The 24,097-nt window shown below is 32.8% G+C and carries 14 protein-coding genes; 11 read left to right on the forward strand and 3 right to left on the reverse strand.

The genetic code is table 11. The annotated features are described in order from the left end of the window. Positions 1–48 precede the first annotated feature (48 nt). The 6 genes from OPR39_RS06835 to OPR39_RS06860 all read left to right on the forward strand — a co-directional run bounded on the left by OPR39_RS06835 (position 49) and on the right by OPR39_RS06860 (position 14,689). Positions 49–8,646 (forward strand): ankyrin repeat domain-containing protein, encoded by an 8,598-nt coding sequence (locus tag OPR39_RS06835; RefSeq protein ID WP_264683035.1) that lies wholly within the window; start codon positions 49–51, stop codon positions 8,644–8,646. Between the two features lie 121 nt (positions 8,647–8,767). Beyond that, the gene (locus OPR39_RS06840; protein ID WP_265039289.1) at positions 8,768–9,517 is read left to right on the forward strand and encodes an NTP transferase domain-containing protein; all 750 of its coding nucleotides are present in this window, start codon (positions 8,768–8,770) and stop codon (positions 9,515–9,517) included. Between the two features lie 125 nt (positions 9,518–9,642). After that, positions 9,643–10,596 carry an NAD-dependent epimerase/dehydratase family protein gene (locus tag OPR39_RS06845; RefSeq protein ID WP_264376250.1) on the forward strand — a complete coding sequence of 318 codons (954 nt, stop codon included), beginning with the start codon at positions 9,643–9,645 and terminating at the stop codon, positions 10,594–10,596. Beyond that, positions 10,553–12,880 carry a glycosyltransferase gene (locus OPR39_RS06850; RefSeq protein ID WP_265039290.1) on the forward strand — a complete coding sequence of 776 codons (2,328 nt, stop codon included), beginning with the start codon at positions 10,553–10,555 and terminating at the stop codon, positions 12,878–12,880. Before OPR39_RS06845 ends, OPR39_RS06850 begins: the two co-directional genes overlap by 44 nt. Then, positions 12,841–14,517, forward strand: a complete 1,677-nt coding sequence (locus OPR39_RS06855; protein ID WP_265038716.1) for a WG repeat-containing protein — start codon at positions 12,841–12,843, stop codon at positions 14,515–14,517. Before OPR39_RS06850 ends, OPR39_RS06855 begins: the two co-directional genes overlap by 40 nt. Before the next feature lie 4 nt (positions 14,518–14,521). Continuing rightward, entirely contained in the window at positions 14,522–14,689 is a 168-nt protein-coding gene (locus OPR39_RS06860) for a hypothetical protein (protein ID WP_265038717.1), read from the forward strand. Here the strand turns inward: OPR39_RS06860 and OPR39_RS06865 are convergent. After that, entirely contained in the window at positions 14,679–15,551 is an 873-nt protein-coding gene (locus OPR39_RS06865; RefSeq protein ID WP_007301954.1) for an IS982-like element ISWpi16 family transposase, read from the reverse strand. The two genes, OPR39_RS06860 and OPR39_RS06865, sit on opposite strands and share 11 nt — an antisense overlap. A gap of 205 nt (positions 15,552–15,756) precedes the next feature. Between OPR39_RS06865 and OPR39_RS06870 the strand changes: the two genes are divergently transcribed. The 5 genes from OPR39_RS06870 (at position 15,757) to OPR39_RS06890 (ending at position 21,650) form a co-directional block, all read left to right on the forward strand. After that, complete coding sequence (locus tag OPR39_RS06870; protein WP_406833341.1) at positions 15,757–16,497, forward strand: phytanoyl-CoA dioxygenase family protein; 741 nt, start codon at positions 15,757–15,759, stop codon at positions 16,495–16,497. Then, positions 16,498–18,273, forward strand: a complete 1,776-nt coding sequence (locus OPR39_RS06875; RefSeq protein ID WP_108784045.1) for an ABC transporter ATP-binding protein — start codon at positions 16,498–16,500, stop codon at positions 18,271–18,273. Between the two features lies 1 nt (position 18,274). Beyond that, on the forward strand, positions 18,275–19,324 hold the full coding sequence (locus OPR39_RS06880; protein WP_211908672.1) for a threonine aldolase family protein: 1,050 nt from the start codon (positions 18,275–18,277) through the stop codon (positions 19,322–19,324). Further along, positions 19,321–20,364, forward strand: a complete 1,044-nt coding sequence (locus tag OPR39_RS06885) for a threonine aldolase family protein (protein ID WP_211908064.1) — start codon at positions 19,321–19,323, stop codon at positions 20,362–20,364. Before OPR39_RS06880 ends, OPR39_RS06885 begins: the two co-directional genes overlap by 4 nt. Positions 20,365–20,459: 95 nt before the next feature. Then, entirely contained in the window at positions 20,460–21,650 is a 1,191-nt protein-coding gene (locus tag OPR39_RS06890) for an MFS transporter (RefSeq protein ID WP_265038718.1), read from the forward strand. Between the two features lie 17 nt (positions 21,651–21,667). Here the strand turns inward: OPR39_RS06890 and OPR39_RS06895 are convergent, their stop codons facing one another. Beyond that, on the reverse strand, positions 21,668–22,975 hold the full coding sequence (locus OPR39_RS06895; protein ID WP_265038719.1) for a UDP-glucose dehydrogenase family protein: 1,308 nt from the start codon (positions 22,973–22,975) through the stop codon (positions 21,668–21,670). Positions 22,976–23,022: 47 nt separating this feature from the next. Then, positions 23,023–23,922 carry a DMT family transporter gene (locus OPR39_RS06900; RefSeq protein WP_265038721.1) on the reverse strand — a complete coding sequence of 300 codons (900 nt, stop codon included), beginning with the start codon at positions 23,920–23,922 and terminating at the stop codon, positions 23,023–23,025. Positions 23,923–24,097 lie beyond the last annotated feature (175 nt).

Here is a 24,097-nt window from a genome sequence, read left to right on the forward strand (position 1 = left end):
AAACTTTGCTATTCTAATACTGGTGTAAATATATCTCAGAGAGGGTTTATGCATGTACCTAAACAACAAACCAGTTTTTATCAAGAAGATAAACAGTTTTTATCACGTTCTTACACATCAAAAGAGGAGTTTATTAGAGAATATAAAAAGCTCTACCGCAGAAAAGCAAAAGCTGAAGAACTTTATCTCCTGGTTTTAACTGAACTCGAAGAGGCAATATCAGATGGTAATGTCGACAGCTTAAAAAAATTAAGCAATTTTATTGATTACATAAGTGATGCAGAAGATCAAGTAACTTTGAGAGACTATTATGATAATGCTAACAATCCTGTTAAGAGTACTAACTTAGTTATCTTAGCTTGTAAACACAATAAGGTAAAGATTTTAGAATACCTACTTGGCAATAATAGTAAAATTCTCAGTAATTTATCTGTTGGCATCAGAGAAACTACTATATTACCAGATGATGAGGATGAAACATGCCATAATGCGTTTTATTATGCTATACGTTCAGGTAATGTTGAACTTCTTGATACACTCATTAATAAATGGCCAGGTAATTATTTTGCTGTTCATTTCAGGGAATTAGATGAAATTCTTTCACGAGCTTATGAGGAATTAAAACTAAAGAACGTATTCTTGTCAGAAGAGATAGAAATTTTTGTTGAAAATAAGTTGATAAACCTCCGTTTTTTCTCTAGTGCTTCTGGACAAGATCAGAATGTGAAGAGTTATCTTAATAACATAAGAGAGCGGATTGAGTTAGTACTTCAAAATATTAGCCTGTTAAAGGCAGAGTATTCAAACACAGAAAAAGTAGATGAAAAGTTTTTATTCATAGCAAAATTTATTGCACAAAATATTCATATATTAAAGCGGCAGTTGAAATCAACCTACGATAGACTACCTTGGGAAGAAATGGAATTTTGTTTGATCAGTTTTGTTTCTTCTCACATAAAACGACAGGAAATGAATCTATTCTATAATGCCACATTGAATAAAAGTAAAATACTAGACCACTTGGAAAATTTTGCAAAGAAACTTAAAGAAGAAAAAGATATTATAGAAGGTGTGGACATTGGTAAATTTGCTGATCTCCCGAAGTTAAAACGTGAGAGGGTTGTTGCAGAGATCGTTAGCAATTATCCTCAATTTGGAGAGTTGTATAGCGATTATCAACAAATTAGGGATATTCATTCTTTAGAGAAAATAAGTGATTATATAAAGTTGGCATTATCAGCTAATCCTAAAGAAAGGGAAGGACAGTTAATTATTACAAGGGTTTTACAGGTTATTGGTGAATATTTAAAAAACACTCTAGAATCTCCCAAGTTATCTAGCACTACAAGCGAGCTTCTTCTACTATCATTACCAAAGAACACAAGAGAAGTCATTATAGATTTACGTAACTCACTATCACATGCTTACTCGCTCTCTAAAAGAACAGAGATTGAGGAAAATACAGATGTTAACTTTTTTATTGGTGTTCAAAATGATACTAAAAGAATCGATAATGTAATTACTGATATTCTTTACAATAACAAGATTAAAATAGTCATAATATTGCTAAAGAAAATTACCAGTAGTGAAAACTTAGACGAGATAAAAGAAGTTGCTGGAATATTTAGTAACGTTGAATTAGATGAAATGATTACAGAGAGTTTTAAAGTGATGGAACATGATAAGCTTGAAAAACTCATAAAAGAATTAAGCAATAATATAACTGAAAAGACGAATTATGAAAAGGAGCTGTTTAATAAAATTGATAACATAATCAATTTTGCAAAAACTAAATCAAAAAATATCAGAACTGATTATGTTACGGCGTTTATATCATTAAAGAGCTTAGATGTTGGTTTGAATGACAATAAGATTGACCATAATGTTATTAGAGGAATAAAATTCTTTGCTAATAAAACACTAGAGAATATTCCTTCCCAAATAGAGTCTCACAATCTTAAAGAAATAGCCGAACTATCAATGAAAATTTCTCATAGTGTTAGGTCAAGAATACAGGATGACAACCTTGATAAAGTAAATAGATTAACTTGTGAGATTTTTTACATTGCTGAACTTGGAACAGGTGACCTTAAATGGATTGAGGAATTAAGAAACAAGTTGAATGAGAAAGGTTCGTTTATTCCTATACATAAACAAAGGAAGGCTTACAACATAACAGAAGAAAAATACAATAACCAGCTTGAACTGAAGTTATCTGAACTGAAAAGTATTTTGAGGAATAACGCATTAAGTGGCAAGTTAACTGAAAAGCTTCCTTCCTACAAGAGGAATAAAAAGTTGCAAGCAGTAGTAGAAATGCTTGTTCTGGATATAATGTCAATTTTAGGTAGATCAGAGAAGCATCTAGAAAACAATCTACTTTTTTTAGATGATAACACTCCTTTATTAACTGGAAAATGTTTGCGTAATCATTTAGCACACGATAATACCTTAGTTGATGTATTGTTATCTGATCCCTCAATAGCAGTTATCTTGAACGCTAAAAAACTTATTTCAGAAAATGTAATAAAAAGTAAGAAGAAAATTGGCAAGTCGGTAAGAGATGATCCTTCCAAGCTGAAAGATAAATACGATCAAAACCTTATCACTATTACTAATCAGGAAAAAATGTTTGCTGCGTTGGAAGAAGGAAATCTTGAAGACTTAAAGAGTTATCTCAAAAAAGGAGCAGACATCAATGCTAGAAGTATTAACTCATGGACTACATTACATTTTGCTGCTAAGGGACCTAGTCTTGAAATTATAAAATTTGTTCTTAATCAAAATTTAGACGTTAATGTTAAAGATATTAATGGTCAAAGCCCACTACATATTGCTGCTGCATATGGAAGGAAAAATATTGTGGAATTTTTTATAGGAAAAACAGGTGTATATGTTGATGATCTAGATAATAGTGGCAAAACATCACTACATATTGCAGCTAAAAATGGTCACAAAGATGCTGTTGAAATTCTACTAAAAAATAATGCTAATACTAATACCAAAGATATAGCTGGTTTTTCACCTTTACACTATGCAATAAAAAACAATCATATTGATGTTGCTAAGATTATGCTGGAAAAAGAAGCGAATGTTGACATCAACGAAACTATGGGTGGCTTTACTTCACTACATATAGCTGCAGAAAGTGGTTATCTAGGGCTAGTTAATTTTTTACTGAAAAATGAGGCAAATGTTAATGCAAGAAACGATAAGGAGGGAATACCATTACATACAGCAGCACTAAATGGCCACCTAGAAGTAGTGAATGCTTTAATTCTCAAAGGAGCCGATGTTAACTCCAGAGTTATAGATGGTTGTACACCATTACACTATGCAATAGAAAACGGTCATGAAAAGATAGCTAATATTTTATTGAAGCATGGAGCTAATGTTAATGTTGTTGACAAAACCTATAATAACACACCTTTGCACTACGCAGCAAAAGATGGACATGAGAAAATTGTTAAGGCTTTACTGACAAATAAGGCAAATGCTAGTATTGCCACTGTGGAAGGTATAACCCCACTACATTTTGCAGTGCAGAGTGGCCACTTGAAGATAGTTGTTGCTCTTCTCGAGCATGGGGTTAACATTCGCGCTAAAGATAAAAATAATGCTACGCCATTACACTATGCAGCAGAGAGTGGTCATAAGGCAGTTGCTGAGCTTTTAATAAAAAATGGAGTAGAAATCAATGATAAAGCCAATAATAATCTAACACCATTACATGTAGCTGCTCTGAAAGGTCACAAAGATATTATTGAACTCCTAATAAGAAATAAAGCTGAAGTTAGAGCTCAAGATATTAAGGGTAGTACACCATTACATGCAGCTGCGATGAATGGTAGCAAAGATATTATTGATCTTCTAATAAAAAATAAAGCTGAAGTTGATGCTAGAACTAATGATGGCATGACGCCATTGCATGTAGCTGCTCTAAGTGGACATAAAGACGCTATTGCTTTTCTAATCAAAAGTAAAGCTGAAGTCAATACTAGTGCTAATTATGGCCTTACACCTTTACATGCAGCTATTGTGGGAGGTCACAAAGATATTGTGAATCTTTTAATAAAAAATAAAGCTAAAGTTAACACAGAAGGTATTGCAGGTAGTACACCATTACATGTAGCTGTGGAAGGAGGTCATAAGGAAATCGTTGGAATTTTGGTAGCAAATAGAGCCAGTGTTAATGTTAAGAGTAACAACCTAACACCATTGCTTTCTGCTATTAAGCATAATCATAAGGAGATCGTTGAAGTTCTTGTAGAAAATGGAGCTAGTGTTAATGCAGAAGGTGGTGAACCTTTATCATTAGCAGTACTCGCTGGTTATAGGGATATTGTAGAGATTTTGCTAAAAGACAAGGCCCATATTGATATAAAAGGTCCTGAAGATGCTACACTATTACATTTGGCTGCTAAAAGAGGACATAAGGGGATAGTAAATGCTCTGATAGAAAGGGGAGCCAATGTTGATGCTATGACTATTAATAGTATAACACCATTATATCTTGCGGCACAAGAAGGCCATGAAGAAATTGCTGAAGTTTTGATAGCAAACAAGGCTAATGTTAACTTTGTAAATGTTGAAGGTACTCCACTACATATAGCTGCAGGACACGGCCATGTTAATGTTGTTGAAGTCCTATTAAGTAATGGAGCAAAAGTTAATGTTAAGGATAATAAGAGCAGAACACCTTTAGAATTAGCAGTTGCACATGGTCATTTGCAAGTGGTTAAAATGTTACTGCAGTATAAAAAAGTAGATATGAATGCTAAAGGCAATGATGATTGGACTATACTGCACATTGCTTCACAGGAAAGTAACTTGGAAATGGTAAAATGTCTAGTAGATGAAGGGTCTAATATTAATGCTAAAAATGCCTCTGGATCAAAGCCTATACACATTGCAGCTAGAGAAGGTTATAAAGATACCGTAGAGTTTTTCCTTAGCAAGGGGTTGAGTATTAATGAGCTTGGTACAGCTAACCAGACATTACTACACTATGCTGCAATGAAAGGTCGGTTAGAAGTTGTAAAGTATTTGATAGCACAAGGTGCTGACGTTAATGCTAAAGATACTAATGGCTTAACCCCTATGCATATTGCTGCTAATTTTGGTTATAAAGACGTTATTGAAGTTTTATTAAAAAATGGTGCAGTTTATAACGCTGTTGACAAGCTTTGTAGAAGACCATTAGAAATGACTAACGATAAAGACGTTATCAATCTATTAGCATCAACTGAGAAATTATTTGAGGCTGTAAAACGTAATAGCTCTTCAGAGGTTGAGAATTACATTAAAGCAGGAGCGTTTGTTAATGCCAAAAATGCTGATAGTGTAACACCATTATATTATGCTGCATGGAAGGGCTATGATGGAGTTGTCAATATTCTATTACAAAATAAAGCTAATCCTAATGTGGTTGGTAACAAGGGGTTTACTCCTCTGCATTATGCTGCTAAGTTCTCTCACTTAAAAGTTGTAAAGGCCCTATTATCTAATGGTGCAGTATACAATGCTGTCTCTGACAGTGGGAAAACACCATCAGATTTTACTGTGGATAAAAGTATAACTAGCTTATTTAAACTAGTCAGTGAATCATTTAAAAAGGTTAAAGATGGTAATGCTCAAGTTATTAATGACCTAAATAAGATAAAGGATATTGATACAGTAAAAGCAGTGATGAGTGCTCGTAATAGAGAGAACAAAACGTTAGTAGTTGCTGCAGTACATAGTAACTTTTCAAAAGTCGAGCAGTTGAAGCAGATATCGCAAAGTGACGTATCCGCTCAGATTGATACAGCTTTAGTGCTCTTGAATCAAGGCAATTACCAAAAAGCCTTAAGTATTTTCAGAAGCGCATTTGAAAGAAGAAAAGAAATACTAGGACCAGACAATCCTGGTACTTTAGATATTCAGACATATATAGCCAAAGTGCTATATAAGCAAGGAATTTACCAAGAAGCTTTAAATATGCTTAAAGAGATTTTTCAGAAACAAAAAGAAATGCTGGGTTTAAACGATAAGGATACTTTAAGTACAAGAAGTACAATCGCTTTAGTGCTGCATAGACAGGGGAAAGATGAAGAAGCTTTTAATATTTATCAAGAAGTCTATCAGAGACAAAAGGAAATACTAGGGTCAAATCATTCAGATACCTTAAATACTCAGTTTCACATGGCATTAGTATTAGATAAACAGGGAAAATATGAAGAAGCGTTAAATATCAATAGGGCAGTTTTTGAAAAGAGGAAAGAAACACTAGGTACACATGATCTAGCCACTGTGAGTGCCAAAAATAATATAGCAATGGTACTAGCTAACCAAGGTAAATACGAAGAGTCCTTAAAAATCTATAAAGAGGTTTTTGAAAAGAAGAAAATAATTTTAGGTATTAATCATGCTGATACCTTGAGAACGTTACATAACATTGCTGGGGTACTCTTCAATCAAAATAAATATCATGAAGCCTTGAAAGCTTTTCAAGAGGTTTTAAATATCCAGAAAAAAGCTTTACAACAAAATCACCCAGAAACCTTGAATACTCAATACAACATAGCAAATGTACTTTTTGCTCAAGGGAAATGGATCAGCGCACTTAAAGTCTACAGAGAAAGTTTAGATCAAAGAAAAGCTGTTTTTGGACCAAGTCATCCGAGTGTTTTAGATATTTTAAAAAAGATAGAGATGATTAATTTTAGATTTAAGCTTGAGGGTAGCGAAGCATCAGAGGTTCTCCAGCATCTGCAGAAAGATATCAACATTGCTGCTAGTAAAGGTGATATACGAACTGTTCAGCGTCTGTTAAAAGATGGAGCTGATGCCAACGATAAAGATATTGATGGAAGAACACCGTTGCATTACGCTGTTAGCAATGGACACATAGATATTGTAAACATCTTACTAACAAATGGAGCTAACGTTAGTCAAGTTACTAATAAAGGTAATACACCATTACACACTGCTACTTCCAAATGTTACAAAGAAATTGTTGAGGTTCTGTTACAACATATCAGTCGTGATAAATTAAATGACTTTGTTAATGCTAAAACTACTTCTAGTGGTACTACATCACTTCATGTTGCAGCTAAAGGTGGCTCCTTGGAAGTTGTAAAATCTTTATTAAAACATGGTGCAATTTATAAAATTGAGAACAAAGAAGGTAAAATACCTATTGATCTTTCTAAGGACCAAAGAGTTACTAACTTACTGAAATTGATCGAAGAATTGTTTAGAGATATAAAAAATGGTAATGTTGAATCTATCAGCAAGCTAAGAGCAGTAAAACCTGATGAGTTCTTAGCTATAACAAATGCTCGTAATAATCAAGGGAATACATTATTGCAAGTTGCTATAGCCAATAAACATAAGAATATTGCAACTAAATTGTTAAAAATGCTGAAGGAGCCAGATCAAGTTCAATCACAGTTTAGCCCTGAATGTGAGTTGGATCAACTTGAGAAGCTTAAAAGTGCTACAGAGGTGCATATCCGTTTTTCTGAGCTTTACCTTCCTATGTTGCGTAGCATGTCGCAACCATATAGTTCAGAAAAGAATACTTCTCCTTGGAAAACTCTTAAGGAAGGTTCTTATTACCTAGGAAATGCATATCGCTTAGTTGAGGTATACAAAGATTGTGTACCTGGTTCGATAAATAATAAAAGCATACAGTCAGTAAATGATATGCTAGTAGCACTAGAATTTGATCCAAAACACATAACGTCAGGGTATACAGATGAAGCTTACGGTGGGAAGGCTGAATGCTTCGTTTCCAAAGGGCAAGGTACAAAATATTATAAGTTATTGCATAGTGAGTTAAAGAAAGATGTAAGATCGTTCATAGAAATGGTTGAACTTAATATTGACATTCCTGTAAAAAGGTTTTTAGAGTCAATCAATCAGAGGTTACAGTCTGCTTTTTCTGAAAAGTTACTTGAGGCCATAGAAAATGACAATCCTTTAGCGGTTGAGAATTGCATCAAAAGAGGGGTAATTGTTAACTTCAAAGATACCGATGGAAGAACGCCATTACATTATGCTGTTAATAATGGGCACATAAAAGTTGTAAATATCTTGCTAGCAAATGGAGCTGATGCTACTCAAGTTACTAACAAGGGTAATACACCATTACACACTGCTGCTTCCAAAGGTCATAAAGAAATTATTGAAGCTTTGTTACAACGTGTAAGCCACAATAAATTGAGTGATTTTATTAATGCTAAAACTACTTCTAGTGGTACTACATCACTTCATGTTGCAGCTAAAGGTGGCTCCTTGGAAGTTGTAAAATCTTTATTAAAACATGGTGCAATTTATAACATCAAGAATAAAGAAGGTAAAGCACCACTTGATCTTTCTCGAGACCAAAATATTACTAACCTATTGAAATTAGTAGAAGAGCTGTTTGAGAATGCAAAAAATGGTAATGTTGAAATTATCAGTAAGCTGAAAGCAATAAAACCTGATGAGCGCGTAGCTGTAACAAATGCTCGTAATGATCAAGACAAGTCATTAATCCAGGTTGCAGTAATCAATAAACACTCAAACCTTGCAAGTAGATTATTAGAAATATTAAAAAGTCCAGATCAGAGTTTACAAGATGTCAGCGTAGAAAATCGAGTAAAGAGTTTAAAGTTATAGCTCTCTTAAATGAAACTCTAATGAGGGTGCCAAGATCTAGAAAATATACAAAAATTACAGTGGGATTTACATCTTACTAATTATGAATTAACTTACTACCTAATCAATTCCTGAGTTATGTATGAGTAACATTTTGATAATATTAGCAGCAGGAAAGAGCAGTAGAATGAATTCTGAATATTCAAAAGCGTTGCACCAAGTGGGAAATCTTACTCTTTTAGAACATATAATTTCTAATGCAAAATTGCTGAGTCTAAAAAGCTTATCAATTGTTGTTAACAACTCCCTTCTAAAAGATTTAGAAAACTTTGATAGCCTAAAAAGTATAATCGATCAATATAATATAAAACTAATAATGCAAGAAGATATTACAGGCACTGGCACTGCAGTTAAAATTGCTCTAGAAAATCTGGAGGAGTTATCTGATCAAGACATAGTTTTAATACAGTATGGAGACACTCCCTTTATATCTAGTGATACAGTTATGAAAATGACTGATTGTTTAAAGTATAATAATTTAGTTCTTCTTGGATTTAATAGTCAAGATGAACAATATGGAAGATTAGTAATTGATAATTACGGAAATGTTCAAAAAATCCTAAAAAATGGAGATAAAATGCTTCTTGCAAACTCTGGAATAATGGCTTTATATGCTAAAGATCTCTTTACCTTAGTAAAAGAAATAAAATTCAATAATTCGACCAATGAATATTGTCTTAATGATATAGTGCCCATTGCAGCAAACAATAACTTGAGTGTAGGTTATGTAGTTTCTGATGAAAGAGAAGCAATGGGAGTAAATAATAAAGAGGATTTGATTAAAGCCGAACACTATTTTCAAGAAAGAAGGCAGCCAACTTTTCTTTCATAACTACATTTTTTTATTCATTAATTTAAGTTGACATTTGTTTTATACTGGTTTTATAATACCTTTTGATTCTTACTTGTAAGATAATTGGTACGACAAATTTTCCTATTTGTAGTGAGAGGGTATACATGGGGATATTAATAACAGGTGCTGCAGGTTTGATAGGATCAACCTTGGTGAAAAAGTTAGAAAACCAGGGCCATGAAGTAATAAGCTGTGATATTAGGTTTCGCAACAATCCACTCAGTTTTTTTTCAGAAGATATAGTACCACTACTTGCTAAGTGTACAGGAATTATTCATCTGGCTGCAATTTCTCGAGTTATACATGGTGAACTTTATCCTGAACTGTGTAAAAAAATTAATGTTGATGGTACAATGCAGTTTTTAGGGTTATGTAAGTCACTTCCAAATAAACCATGGTTTATATATGCAAGTAGTAGGGAAGTCTATGGAGAGCAGAAGGAACTGCCGGTTACAGAATCTGCTAGTATCGATCCAATAAATAATTATGCCAAAGGTAAAGCATTTATTGAGAAGCAAATAACAAGTTTAAAAGATTTTAATGTAGCAATATTACGCTTTTCAAATGTATACGGTGGTTTACTAGATCATAACAGTAGAGTAATTCCCGCACTCTGTATTAATGCATTAAGAGGTGATCCAATTAAAATAGAAGGTAAAGAATGTGTTTTTGATTTTACCTACTTGGATGATGTTATAGAGGGTATATGCTTAACTGTTAAATATTTACAAAGTGAAAAATCTTCTCTTCCTGCTATTCATCTTACTACTAATAGCCCATGTACTTTAGAAAACTTAGCAAAAACAATATTAAAAGTCACGAAAAGTGATTCTAGAATTGATTTTTATCCTCCAAGAAATTTTGACGTAACTAAGTTCCATGGTGATTTTACTAGAGCTAAAGAGCTACTTGGTTGGTCTCCAAAGCATTCATTAGAAGTAGGATTAAGCAATTTTATAAAAAGTCTACAAAACAATATACAAGAGTATCCTAACAATATAGATATGGTAATATATGAAAATATTAAAAGTTATTCATGGTTACCCTCCTTATTATAGCGCTGGTTCAGAGGTTTACAGCCAAACTCTTGCTCATGAACTAGCAAATAACAATGAGGTACAAGTATTTACTAGGTATGAAAATAGCTTTTTACCTGATTTTTATTACACTACAGTCCTAGATCGTAGTGATTCTCGAATCTTACTGCATTTAATTAATATACCCATAGCTAAATATCGTTATAAATTTATTAATGAAGAAGTAGATATAAAATTTAAAAGAGTAATAGATAACTTTCAGCCAGATCTTATACATTTTGGTCATCTTAATCATCTATCAATTACTTTACCAGAAATTGCTTTTAAAGAAAATATACCTACAATTTTTACGCTACATGACTTTTGGTTAATGTGTCCAAGAGGAAGGTTTATTCAACGCAATTCTGAAGATTTATTACAGCTTTGTGATGGACAAAAGGATCAAAAATGTGCAACCCAATGTTACAAGGGATATTTTACAGGAGATGAAGAATTCCTGAATTCAGACCTAAATTATTGGGAACAATGGGTTGCAACTAGAATGAAGCACACAAGGAAAATAATAGACTATATAGATTACTTTATTTCCCCATCGAAATTCTTGATGGATAAATTTACTCAGGATTTTTATGTTCCGATAAACAAAATTTCTTATCTTGATTATGGTTTTGATCTCAATCGTCTTAAGAATAGAAATAGAGTACAAGAAAAAGAGTTTATTTTCGGTTATATTGGTACTCATACTCCCGAAAAAGGTGTTGATCTATTATTGAAAGCTTTTTCTCACTTATCATCTAAAGCAAAACTTAGAATTTGGGGAGCGGCAAGAGAAGAAACTAAAGCTTTAAAAGCGATTGCCGATCAGTTTTCACCTGTTGTTAAAGAAAGAATAGAGTGGATGGGAAGTTATGATAATAAGAATATAGTTACTGACGTATTTAATAAAGTTGATGCAATAGTCGTTCCTTCAATTTGGGGTGAAAATTCACCGTTAGTAATACATGAAGCACAGCAACTTAGAATACCAGTTATAACAGCCGATTATGGTGGCATGGCAGAATATGTAAGAGATGGACTATTATTTAAGCACAGAGATGCAAGTAGTTTGTCAGAAAAAATGCAAGTCCTATCTACAGATCAGGAGTTATATAATAAACTTACCCAAAAAGGCTATCCTTATACTGAAAATGGAAATATACCTTCTATAGGTGAGCATACTGAGAAACTTAACAAGATTTACCGTAATGCTATTGAAAAGAAAGGCAAATCAGTAGCTGTGAAACCTGGTCCTTGGAGAATTACTTTTGATACTAATCCAGATTACTGCAATTTTGCTTGTATAATGTGCGAATGTTTTTCACCATACAGCAAAGTTAAAGAAGAGAAGAAAGCTAAAGGAATAAAACCTAAGATACTGTCGATAGAAACTATCAGAAAAGTAATTAAGGAAGCAGCTGGCACACCTTTAAGGGAAATCATTCCTTCTACTATGGGTGAGCCTTTAATGTATAAAAGCTTTGATGAAATAATCAATTTGTGCCATGAGTTCGGCCTTAAGCTTAACCTCACAACCAATGGTTCTTTTCCCATTAAAGGAGCTAGAAAATGGGCTGAACTATTGGTACCAATTTTATCTGATGTTAAGATTTCCTGGAATGGGGCAACTAAAGAAACTCATGAAAGAATCATGAAAGGTTCAAAATGGGAAGTAGTGACAGAAAATTTAAAAACTTTCCTTGAAGTTAGAGATAAATACTTTAGCGATACAGGTGAAAGGTGTACCGTTACTTTACAATTAACATTTTTGGAAAGTAATTTACATGAACTCTATGACATAGTTAAGATGGCCATAAAAAATGGCATAGATAGAGTTAAAGGACATCATCTTTGGGCACATTTTGAGGAAATTAAGGATCTATCTATGAGAAGAGATGAGTTAGCAATTAGTAGATGGAATACAGAGGTGAGAAGGTTATATGAGCTTAGAGATAATATGCTATTACCAAATGGTAAAAAGATAAAATTAGAAAATTTTACAATTCTTTCTCAAGAAGGTATTAAGGATTTGGCTCCAGGTGGTCAATGCCCATTTTTAGGTAAAGAAGCATGGATAAACAATGAAGGAAAGTTTAGTCCTTGCTGTGCTCCAGATGAACTCCGTAAGACATTAGGAAATTTTGGTAATGTTAATGAGGTTAAACTCGAGGAAATATGGCAGAGTAGTGAGTACCTAAGCTTACAAAAGAATTATTTAAATTACAAATTATGCAAAACATGCAACATGAGAAAACCTTTGATCAATTAATCAAAGATAATCTTAGATCTATTAAAATTTCACCGTGTGAGAGCTTTCACGAATTACTAGGAAATCCTTTGTATGAAAATAGGTTTATAAAGGTTGGTAAATTTCATGAGCCCGGTCTTGCACCGGTTTATGATCAGACAGGTGCTTATCATATCAATGTAAGAGGAGAAGCAGTTTATCATAATAGATTTCTAAAAACTTTTGGATTCTACTTTAATAGAGCAGCCGTAGAAGATGATACAGGGTGTTACCATATTGATTCATTTGGATGTAGAGTATACAAACAGTCTTATCAATGGATTGGAAATTATCAGGAAGATGCTTGTGTAGTTAGAAGACATGATAAATGTTTTCATATTAATTTAAATGGCAACAGGATTTATCAGGAGGAATATGATTATGTTGGAGATTTTAAGGATGGTATCGCTGTAGTCTATAAGGATGGTAAAGCTACACATATTAATCATCATGGAAAGTTAGTACATAATAAATGGTATAAAAAACTTAATGTTTTTCATAAAGGTTATTCTATTGCAGAAGATCAACATGGTTGGTTTCATATAGATATTAATGGTGATCCTGTTTACCAGCAGAGATTTAAAATGGTAGAAGCATTCTATAATGGGATGGCAAAAGTTGAAACTTTTGAAGGTGTGTTAGGACAAATCGATATTACCGGAAATGTAAAGTTTAGTATTTTTGATTTAGGTAAAGAATCTCAAGTGCATAGGATTTCTGCAGAACTTTCAGCCTTTTGGAAAACTTACCTAACAAGCGTTGCTATTGAACTTGATTTGTTAAATATTTTACCTGCAACTATGCCAGTTTTATCTAAAAAGTTAAACATTATCGTACCAAATCTAGAAAGGCTGTTAAGGGCGTTGTGGGAAATAGGGTTTATTGATTACGATAAGGACAAGGACTTATGGCAACTATCATCAAAAGGTAAGTGTTTTAAGGAAATACCATTTTTGCCAAAAGCAGCAACGATGTGGGCAAGAGTTGCCGCTGAAAAGAATTGGTTAAAGATTGCCGATATACTAAAACAGAAGTCAATCTCTTCATTTGAATCTTTTAAGGAAAGAGAAGCATCAGAAGATAAGAAAATAGCGTTTTACCAAGCATTGCTAGGATATTCTAGATTTGATACTAAAGAGTTTAATTCTAGAATTAATATAGATGATGCTAAGAATATATTGCTATTTGGTGTACACTCTTTATTTCTTGCTTATTCTGATATACACAATAAAGGTTCCATAGGCCTATATAACGAACATAAAGTGCCAAGACAGTTAGTAGAAAATTTAAAAGTCAAACTTATAACTCAGGAAGAACTATCAGCTACAAATTATGAATTAGGTGTCTTTTGCCGCTTTCTACAGCATTATGATGATGATAAAGTATTATCTTATTTAAAATTGGTCAAAGGAATATCTCGTATTTTATTGATAGAAACTATTTTAGATTACCGCTCTCCAGATGGAGGCTCTGTAGATATTAATGTAATGGTTGAAACAGGAGGTAAACTAAGAACATTAAGCAATTGGGAAAAAATACTCAAACAAGTAAAAGGATTCAAAATTTTTGCTGTTATACCTTTAACAGATTACTTATCAGTTATTGATGTCAGGTGTTAATCATATGGAAACATTACAAAAAAATGGTTTTTTTATTATCAAAAATCTGGTTCCTTTAGAGCTAATAACTCAGTCTTTAAGTGATATAACAAATAAGATATCAAAGCTATCCCAAGAACTAAGTGTTTCAACTTCTGACTACTTAAAACCTCAGTTATGGATTAGCCGATAAAGAAAGGCATAGAAATAGAAGGCTTTTTGGACTGCATGGAGTAGGAAATCAGAACAGAAAAAACATGAATTAGGAAATTTGTTGGCGATCTATGTCTTGTATGCTCAATCTCAAATTTGTTTTTCAAGGAATCAAAAACAGTCTCAATAATCGACCTTTTCCTTAATAAAATCTTCTCTTTAAGTGAAATTAGTGCGTTTTTCATACCTTTTTTTACTTTAGTGACTAACTTTAGGCCTCTATCGAAGAGTTTCTCAAAAAGCTCTTTCTTTATATAGCCCTTATCTCCAAACAAAAGTCCGGTCAGTCTTTTAGTGAGAGTTGGTAAAGGTTTTCTGTCATCAACGTTACCTTTGGTTAGGGTAAGTGCTTGAATTTCACCAATTTCGTTAATCACTAAGTGCAACTTGAAGCCAAAAAACCAACCATACGTACTCTTACTAATTTCTGCTAGATGATTAAAAACTTTATTCCTAGAGATCCTTTTTTTGTGGCAAACGGCAATCGTAGAGGTGTCGATGTAGGAAGTGCCGGTCATTTTCGCTTGTTCACAGAACCATTGCAAAAGTAATGCTAAATACCACAAAACTCGCGGCTTTAAGGCAATAAATCTGTGATATGAAGGCAGCTTTGAAAACTCTGATCTATAGAATAACTGAAGATAACAAAGATAAAAAGCCTTGAAGTTTTTACATGGTGATTTATGGTATAACAGGATTATGGTTAGAATTTCTGAGTGCGCTATTTCTGGTACTCTGGTTGGTTTTTTGCCGTTTGATAAGAACCTATTTGCAAAATTATCATCTACCGCACGACAAAAATCCTCGACGCAACAGTACAGTTCTGTAATATCTTTCTTCATGGGTAACCTCTTATTATTACTAAAATACTCGAGTTTACCCTGTTTCCCTCTTCTTAGTTATACTTTTATCTATTTTCTAATCCATAACTGAGGTTTAAACTGTACCGGCAGATGGGGCACGTCATCTCAAGTAACTAGAATTATCTCTCAAGCATTAGATAAAATTATTAAAAATTACCTTGAAAAGTCACTTCAGTGTCAGATACTGCAGAAAAAATCAAATGTTATATGTAAAACTGCTGATTTAATAGATGCAGTTCCCTTCCATCAAGACATCTCCTATAGTTTCAATGATCCTTACCACTTTTCTGTTTGGTTAGCTTTGAATAATGTAAGTGAAACTTCAGGTGCACTGCAAATTATAGAAAACAGTCATAAATGGGAAATACAGCCTTTAGTTGATTTTTGGTACCCATATTTTTTTGATCAGTACTCAAGTAATCGGGAAAATTACAAAATTAAGTCACTACCTATTTCAGCAGGAGATGCGATAGTTTTTGATTCACGGTTATGGCATGGTAGTGATAAGAATACAGATGCTAAAGATAGATTTGCTTATGTAACAAGGTGGATTGTAAAAGATCAAGATCTTCCCTATGTGCCAAAACCTCAGCCTTCAGTTTTTGGTATACTCAATTGTGGTGAGTTAACAGAATCTATACTGAGAGAATGCTTGTCATTATTTTGCTACCAGGAAAGTATAAAAGTAAAAAACATGGAAGAACTTATCAAGAGCTGGTTAGCCTTTATTACAGACACAACTACAAATATTTCTGAGATCGACACTACTGAGGCTAAGCGAGATTTATATAAGCTACTTATTCTGAATCGAGCATCAGCACTACATGATGCTGGAGACATCTCAGGAAAAATATACAAAAATTTATGGTTTTCACTACTTGTATTTCTCAATAAAAAAGTCAACGTAGTGGAGCTAGCATTGTAAATGAACAGAAGTAGAGTTGATAGCTTCAAATGTGTATTGATGTTCATCTTGAATATAGTATCTAAATTCAAACTTAATGTACTTATAATGTCTTTAGTTGCCCTGGTGGTAGCTGTTGATTTGTCTTTTAGAAAGTATTTAGTAAAAAATATTCTAGATACAGCTGTAAAATATCAGGAAGGTAATGTAATTGAAAATCTTTTATTACCTGTAAGCGCTTATCTTGGCATGGCATTACTTATCACTACTGCTTTTAGATTCTATGGCTATTTTGTTGACATTCGAATGTTTACCTTAATGCGTCAAAAAATAGCTGATATATCTTTTTGTAGGCTACTCCAACAAGACCATTCCTATTATCAGAACAATTTATCTGGAAGCTTAGTACATAAGGTCAGTAGCTTAATGGATAGTGTGATAGAGTTAATAAGATTGCTTATAGATTGTTTTTTCGGTTACAGTATAGCATTAGTCTTAGCTATTTATACCTTATCATTAGTAAACATAAAGTTTGCAATCGCTACATTCACTTGGGTAAGCATTTTTATTTTAGTCTCGATTTTCAGCTTTCGTGTACTTACTGAACTAGCTGATAATTACTCTAAACAAAATTCAAAAGTAATAGCTAGTATAGCAGATAGTATTTTAAATGTTATATCAGTAAGGTTATTTTCTCAGCAAGCACATGAGAGACACAAATTTTTTCAAATATGCAAGAAAAGAACTATTGCAGAGAGAAAATTACAATGGGCATACTTTTGTCTTTGGTTTATATATGGCTATTCATTCGATATACTCCAAGCAGTAAACTTGTATTTTTTAATTCATGATTATCAATTGAACAAGATCGCAATAGGAGATATTGCTCTTGTACTTGGAATTAATATATCGATTATAGAGTTTCTTAACCATCTAACTAGGAATCTTACCCAATTTTCTACTCATTTCGGCAAAGTTTCAGATGCATTGCCAATCTTGACTACTGTACCAGAAATTCAAGATAAGGAAAATGCTAAAGAATTAAATTTATTAAGTGGAAGAATAACGTTTAACAATGTTTCTTTTTCTTATGAAGGTCAGGAGCCATTATTTCAAGATTTCTCAGTTACCATTAATCCTTGCGAAAAGGTAGGTCTAGTTGGTTATTCTGGAGGTGGTAAATCTACTTTTATAAACTTAATTCTAAGGCTATTTGATGTTAAAAAAGGTAATATACAGATTGATAATCAAATAGTATCAGAAGTTACACAGAGTTCTTTGAGGCAACAAATATCTGTAATACCTCAAGACCCATTGTTATTTCATGATACTATTTTAGCAAACATCATATATGGTAGACTTCAATCTACTATCGAAGAAATAATGAGAGCTGCAAAGCTGGCTGGTATTCACGATTTCATTATGACTCTACCAGATCAATATGGAACTACAGTCGGAGAAAAAGGCATCAAGCTATCTGGAGGAGAAAGACAAAGAATAATAATAGCCAGGGCATTTTTAAAAAACGCTCCAATATTATTTCTCGATGAACCAACTAGTCAGTTAGATTCTATAACAGAAAAAACAATTCAAATGAGTTTATTCAAATTGATGAAAAATAAAACTACGATTACTATAGCACACCGTATTTCTACACTTTTACACATGGACCGAATTCTAGTATTTAACAAAGGAAAAATTGTCCAAGATGGTAAACATGCTGAATTAGTTTCTAAGCAAGGTCTTTACAAGGAACTTTGGAATGCTCAAATTGGTTGTTTGAATGGCAAAAAATAAGATGGAAAAAATTATTGATCTGAGAAGTGACACTACAACTCTGCAGGGCTCCAACGTTATACATGCAATAAGTAATGCAACTGTTGGAGATTTTGCTTATGGTGAAGACAAAAGCTGTAATGACTTATCAGAATATTGCAAACAATTATTCAAAGTAGAAGAAGCATTATTTGTAACCAGCGGTATGCTTGCAAATAGATTAGCCATTGCCAGTCAAACAAGTCCTGGTGATGAACTAATAACTCATTATAATTACCACGTTAATTTTTTCGATAGCGCAGGCAATGCAAAAGTAAATAATATCGTATTTAATTGTATTAGAAATAATAGCGGAATCTTAGATGTTGATGAAGTAGAATATGCTATTAATTCTAAGCCGAGGTATAAAATTTTTGCTCAGGTGAGTCTTGTTTCTATAGAAAATAGTATAAATGGGTTTAATGGTAAAATTTATCCTTTTGAAAAACAAGTCGAGTTATATCACTTTTTAAAAGCTCACAATGTAAATCTTCATTTAGACGGTGCAAGAATATTTAATGCTCATATCGAAACAAATATTGCTTTAGCAGATTATGCTAAATATGTGGATACAATGAGCTTTTCTTTTACTAAAGGACTTGGCGCTCCTTTTGGTTCAATGCTTATGGGTAAAAGAGAGATAATTGAAAGGGCTAAAAAGCTACAGGTTTGGCTAGGTAGTGGTTATCATCAGATAGGGTATTGTGCTAATGCAGCAAAATACGTACTACAGAATAATATCTCTAGGCTTAAAGAAGATAATAAGCTCGCTAAATTGTTTGCAGATAAGATTAAAGAAATTCCACACATAAAACTGGTACTACCTTATCCAGAAACTAATATAGTAAGCTTCAGTATAAAAGCACTAAATGTAACTAATGAGGTTTTCTTGAGTAAGTGCCAAGCTTATGGTTTATTGCTTTTTCCTTGGCTCGAGTCTCATATAAGAGCAGTTACCCATCTTGGCACAAAGGAAACAGAAATCATGAAAGCTGCTGAAATTATAAAGGAGGTTGTGTTAAATTTAATATGAGAATAAAAATAGATTTCTTTAGCGATTCAAACACTGACCCTTCAGCTAAAATGAGGGAAGCGATGGCTAAAGCAAAAGTTGGAAACGAAGCTGCATGTGAAGATCCAACTGTAAACGAATTAGTGGCAACCGCATGTAAAATATTAGGTAAACCTGCAGGAATCTTTTTGATTTCAGGAACGATGTCCAATGTAATTGCTTATAAAGTACACATTCAAAGACCTGGTGATTACTTGCTGCTTGATGAAACTTCACATCCACTCATAGTACAATCTGGCTTGATCGCAGCCCAGGCACATGCCACTCCTTTGCCCATCAAAGGTACGAGAGGAATATTTACTGGAGAACAAATTGTTGAGTTTATTACTCGTCCTAGTTTAAGAAATATTCCGAGAGTTGGGCTTGTTTCTATCGAACAAACGACAAATTTTGGTGGTGGAGCTGTGTGGCCTTTAGAATATATTCAAGAGATCTCAAGTCTCTGCAAAGAGAATGACGTATTCACTCATTTAGATGGAGCAAGACTGTTCAACGCTTGTGCTCATACTAAAATATCTCCAAAAGAGTATGCAAGTTATTTTGATTCGATATTTATTGATTTTAGTAAAGGATTAGGTGCTCCAATGGGCGCAATATTGCTTGGAAGTGAAGATTTTATTGAAAAAGCTTGGTACTATAAGTTTCAAATTGGCGGAGGTATGCACCAAGCTGGCATTATTTCAGCTGCATGTTTATATGCTCTACATAATAATGTAAATTCTTTAGAAGAAGATCATAAAAAAATGCAGCACCTTATAGAAGGCCTAGGCTCTATAGATCAAGTTATAATTGATATCGACCTGTATAAAACTAATATAGCGTATTTTTCATTACATACTAATTGTATATCTACTCAAGAATTAATAAACGTACTAATGACAAATTATGGAATTAGAATGGCTAACATCAAAGGTAAAATCAGAGCTATAACACATAGAGATATAAGCTATGAAGATATTAATACTACTGTATCTGCTATAAGAAAGATACTAAGTAAGTAATTTTCTGCACTAATTGTTTGCAAACTTCTTGTCAAACAATATTATACCAATATAGTATTATGCTAGCATCTGCATAGAGCTATTTGGGAATAGGTGTGAACTTTGTCTTCTTTCAATATTTACTATTCTTCTGTGGATATATGCTGCTTTATTTATCAAGACAAAGTATACCAATTGCTCTACCACTGTTAATAGATACTGACCATGTAAAATTAAGCTATTTTTTTGCCTGCCTTTCTTTTTTTTATGGAGTATCAAAATTTGTTAATGGAATAATCATGGACTCCAAAAATAATCCATTATTTATGTTTGGGCTATGCAATATTGCAACTGGATTATTAACCATTGGTATAACTTTATCATATAATAATCTGACTTTATTACTGTTAACATTAATATTATTAGCTTGGACACAAGGGTTAGGTTGGCCAGCTATTACCAAGTTTATGGTTACAAACTCTAGCATCTCTTCAATTGCATCATTATGGGGAGTTATGAGCTCATCTCAGCAACTTGGTTCTTGTATTACTTTAATTGTATTACCAAGTATAATTAAAATATATGATGCAAAAAGTGCATTTTTGTACTCTGGTCTCTTATGCTTACTTTTTGGAATTTATACAATATTAAAAGCATATTACAAAGAAAGTGCCAACTTTACTACCTATTATAAGGTGCAGAAATCTCAAATAGGTATCAAGGTAACAAGTTCCATATGGTTTCTATGTTGTGCTACTTTTTGTGCTTATATTATAAAAATGGGAATCTTCTTTTGGTTTCCTATAATTTTAAGGGATAAATTACAAATTTCTCTTGTACAATCCTCACTAATAACAGGCGTATATGATTTAGGTGGAATCCTTGGAACTTTAATCACAGGAAGAATTAGTGATATGTACTTCTTTCAAAATAGAAGCTTGCTGGCATTACTTTACATGTTGGGTATAGCACTCACTTTTATTGCAATGAACTTTGGTCAAAACATAATTCTTATGAACCTTGGTGCAATCTTATCAGGATTCTTTATATTTGGAGTGCAAGTACTGACAGGTGTTATAGCTGTAGAAATTGCTCCACAAAATAATGTGTGTGCAATTGTAAGCTTAACAGGATTATTTGGGTATATTGCAAGTTCAATATTTTCATGCGTGCTCTTAGGAGTACTTGTTAAGCACTGTGGTAACAGTATTATGTTTTCATTTTTTTCCATTTGCTCTGTTGTTGCACTCGTTTGCTTTTCCATACTATCAAGCAAAGATCTAAAAAAACTAAGTAAAGCGGTGTAAAAAAAATTTCTCAACAGTTAAACTTTGTAGATAGATTTTTTACCCAAGGAATAAACATGGTAACCATATCTTAGTAATAGCTCGCTATCTAATAAATTACGGAAATCAAAAACATTAGGTGCAGCCATAATACTCTTTAAACTTGCAAAATCTTGATTTTTAAATTCTTTCCACTCCGTTAATAATAATAAGGCTTCCGCGTCTCTTGCAGCCCCTATAGCATTGTCTGCGTACTCTATATCCTTTAGAACTTGCCTAGCATTATCCATCCCCATTGGATCATATGCAGTAATTTTAGCCTTGTTATTCACTAACAATTTTGCAATATCTATAGCTGGGCTATTTCTTACATCATCAGTACCAGACTTAAAAGTTAGCCCCCATATTGCTATTTTTTTATTTTGGACTCCATTTAATACATATTCTACCTTTTTAGCAATGTTTGTTATATGATTATAGTTAGATTCTTTAACTGAATTTAAAATTTGTAGCTTAACATTGTAGTCTTCAGCAAGCCTTAATAAAGCTGACAAATCCTTAGGAAAACATGATCCTCCAAATCCTGGACCAGCTTTGAGAAATTCCTTACCTATTCTATGGTCCATTCCCATACTGTTAGCTAAAAGGTCAATGTCTGCTCCTAATAGCTCACATAAACCTGCCATCTCATTGATAAAAGCAACCTTTGTTGCTAGAAAGGCATTAGAAGCATATTTAATCATTTCAGCAGTAACTGTATCAGTGACTATTAACGGAATATTCTTATCTATAAATGATCTATATATAACTTCTAGTTTTGCCCTAGCTAGCTTAGTTTTTACTCCTATTATTATCCTATCTGGGTATAAAAAATCTGATACTGCAGAGCCTTGCTTGAGAAACTCTGGATTAACCCCCAAATCAAAGTTATAGCCCTTATTAGATAAATAATTATGTATATTTTCTGCAGTACCAGGAGGAACAGTTGACTTTATCACTATTAAGCAATCTTGATTAATTCTCTCAGAAACTTCACTTACTGCATTATATACATTCTTTAAATTTGCATTTCCTAGGGAGTCTGATGGAGTATCTACAGTTACAAATACTACTTCTGTATTGGGATTTATTTGAGAATACGAATCGAAAAATCTTATCCTTTGTGACTTTATATTATTCTCTAAATAATCTGCTAATCCAGGTTCATATAGAGGAATTTTCCCTGATTTCAAAAGTTCAATCTTCTCAGTATTTATGTCAATGCAATCAACTTTATGGCCCTGCTCCGATAACATTGTACCAGATACTAAGCCTACATACCCTACTCCTATAATAGTTATGTGCATTTTATTATCACCTTAAAAATATAGCTTAGCATCTAAAATAAATACCATTAACAATTATAAACTTTTGTTGTTACATTATTTTTCTTAATTGCCTTACCTTCCGAATAAGCTATAAATAAGGTTGATGGTATTAATATCAAAGTACCATATAAAGCACTTTTATCAGGTAATTCATTAAATATAACGTATGTTACTATTGCAGAAATTATTAGCTCTATGTATCTATACGGTGCAAGTGCAGTAGCATCAGTAAGAGCAAAAGCTTTTAACATGAAGAACAGAATTAGGTTTGAACTTATTCCTAAAATCAGCAGTAATACTAACTCCAACAAGGAAGGCATATGCCAATAAAATAACAAAGGTGGAGTAGAAAAAATAGTTGTCGTTAGAGCTGAATAAAATAACATACTTATTACTGACTCTTTTATTACAAGTTTCTTATTAAGTATATCTAATATAGCAAAGATCAATGCAGATACAATAAAAATAAGAATTTTAGGATTAAAATCTTCACTATGAGCTTTGGTAGTAATAGCAATACCAACAAAGCCAATAACAGTTACTATCCATCTTTGCCAAATTATATTTTCGTTTAGCAAAGGGATTGCAAGAAGTATAACAAATAATGGTATAGAAAAACTTATAATCGTTGCAGTTACTATGGGGAAAGCAGTCAACCCGTAAGTCCATAAGGTCATTCCACAAAACAACAACCCACCCCTGGTTATTTGAGTAGATATTTGACTTGTTTTAAAAGTTTCTATTCCATAGTAAAACATAAAAGGTACAAGGGTAATAGTGGTAAACAGAAAGCGGAAAAAAATTATTTCAAAACTCTGAAGATGTAAACTTAGATATTTTGATATAGTATCATTAGCTACACTACTAAATAAGCTAAGTATAAACCAGATAACCCCAAACAAATAAGCTCTCAATCTGTAATCCATAAAGCTTATGATTTAATAGATACGATGTACTCATATAATTTTACTACAAAACTAATTCTTTTGCAGCAGGTCTATAATTACTGCTTAAATTTAGGTGCACACTAATTTTTCGATTTATATATTATTCTAATGCTTGTATAATACCTTCATTGAATATTTGATTTTGAGGTAATTA

This window comes from Wolbachia endosymbiont (group A) of Yponomeuta plumbellus, assembly GCF_947251575.1.
GTDB classification, from domain to species: Bacteria; Pseudomonadota; Alphaproteobacteria; order Rickettsiales; family Anaplasmataceae; genus Wolbachia; species Wolbachia pipientis.

Coding starts and splice junctions, on each gene's coding strand:
- OPR39_RS06835 (WP_264683035.1), top strand. CDS start 49: ATGCATGTACCTAAACAACAAACCAGTTTTTATCAAGAAGATAAACAG.
- OPR39_RS06840 (WP_265039289.1), top strand. CDS start 8,768: ATGAGTAACATTTTGATAATATTAGCAGCAGGAAAGAGCAGTAGAATG.
- OPR39_RS06845 (WP_264376250.1), top strand. CDS start 9,643: ATGGGGATATTAATAACAGGTGCTGCAGGTTTGATAGGATCAACCTTG.
- OPR39_RS06850 (WP_265039290.1), top strand. CDS start 10,553: ATGAAAATATTAAAAGTTATTCATGGTTACCCTCCTTATTATAGCGCT.
- OPR39_RS06855 (WP_265038716.1), top strand. CDS start 12,841: ATGCAAAACATGCAACATGAGAAAACCTTTGATCAATTAATCAAAGAT.
- OPR39_RS06860 (WP_265038717.1), top strand. CDS start 14,522: ATGGAAACATTACAAAAAAATGGTTTTTTTATTATCAAAAATCTGGTT.
- OPR39_RS06865 (WP_007301954.1), bottom strand. CDS start 15,551: ATGAAGAAAGATATTACAGAACTGTACTGTTGCGTCGAGGATTTTTGT.
- OPR39_RS06875 (WP_108784045.1), top strand. CDS start 16,498: ATGAACAGAAGTAGAGTTGATAGCTTCAAATGTGTATTGATGTTCATC.
- OPR39_RS06880 (WP_211908672.1), top strand. CDS start 18,275: ATGGAAAAAATTATTGATCTGAGAAGTGACACTACAACTCTGCAGGGC.
- OPR39_RS06885 (WP_211908064.1), top strand. CDS start 19,321: ATGAGAATAAAAATAGATTTCTTTAGCGATTCAAACACTGACCCTTCA.
- OPR39_RS06895 (WP_265038719.1), bottom strand. CDS start 22,975: ATGCACATAACTATTATAGGAGTAGGGTATGTAGGCTTAGTATCTGGT.
- OPR39_RS06900 (WP_265038721.1), bottom strand. CDS start 23,922: ATGGATTACAGATTGAGAGCTTATTTGTTTGGGGTTATCTGGTTTATA.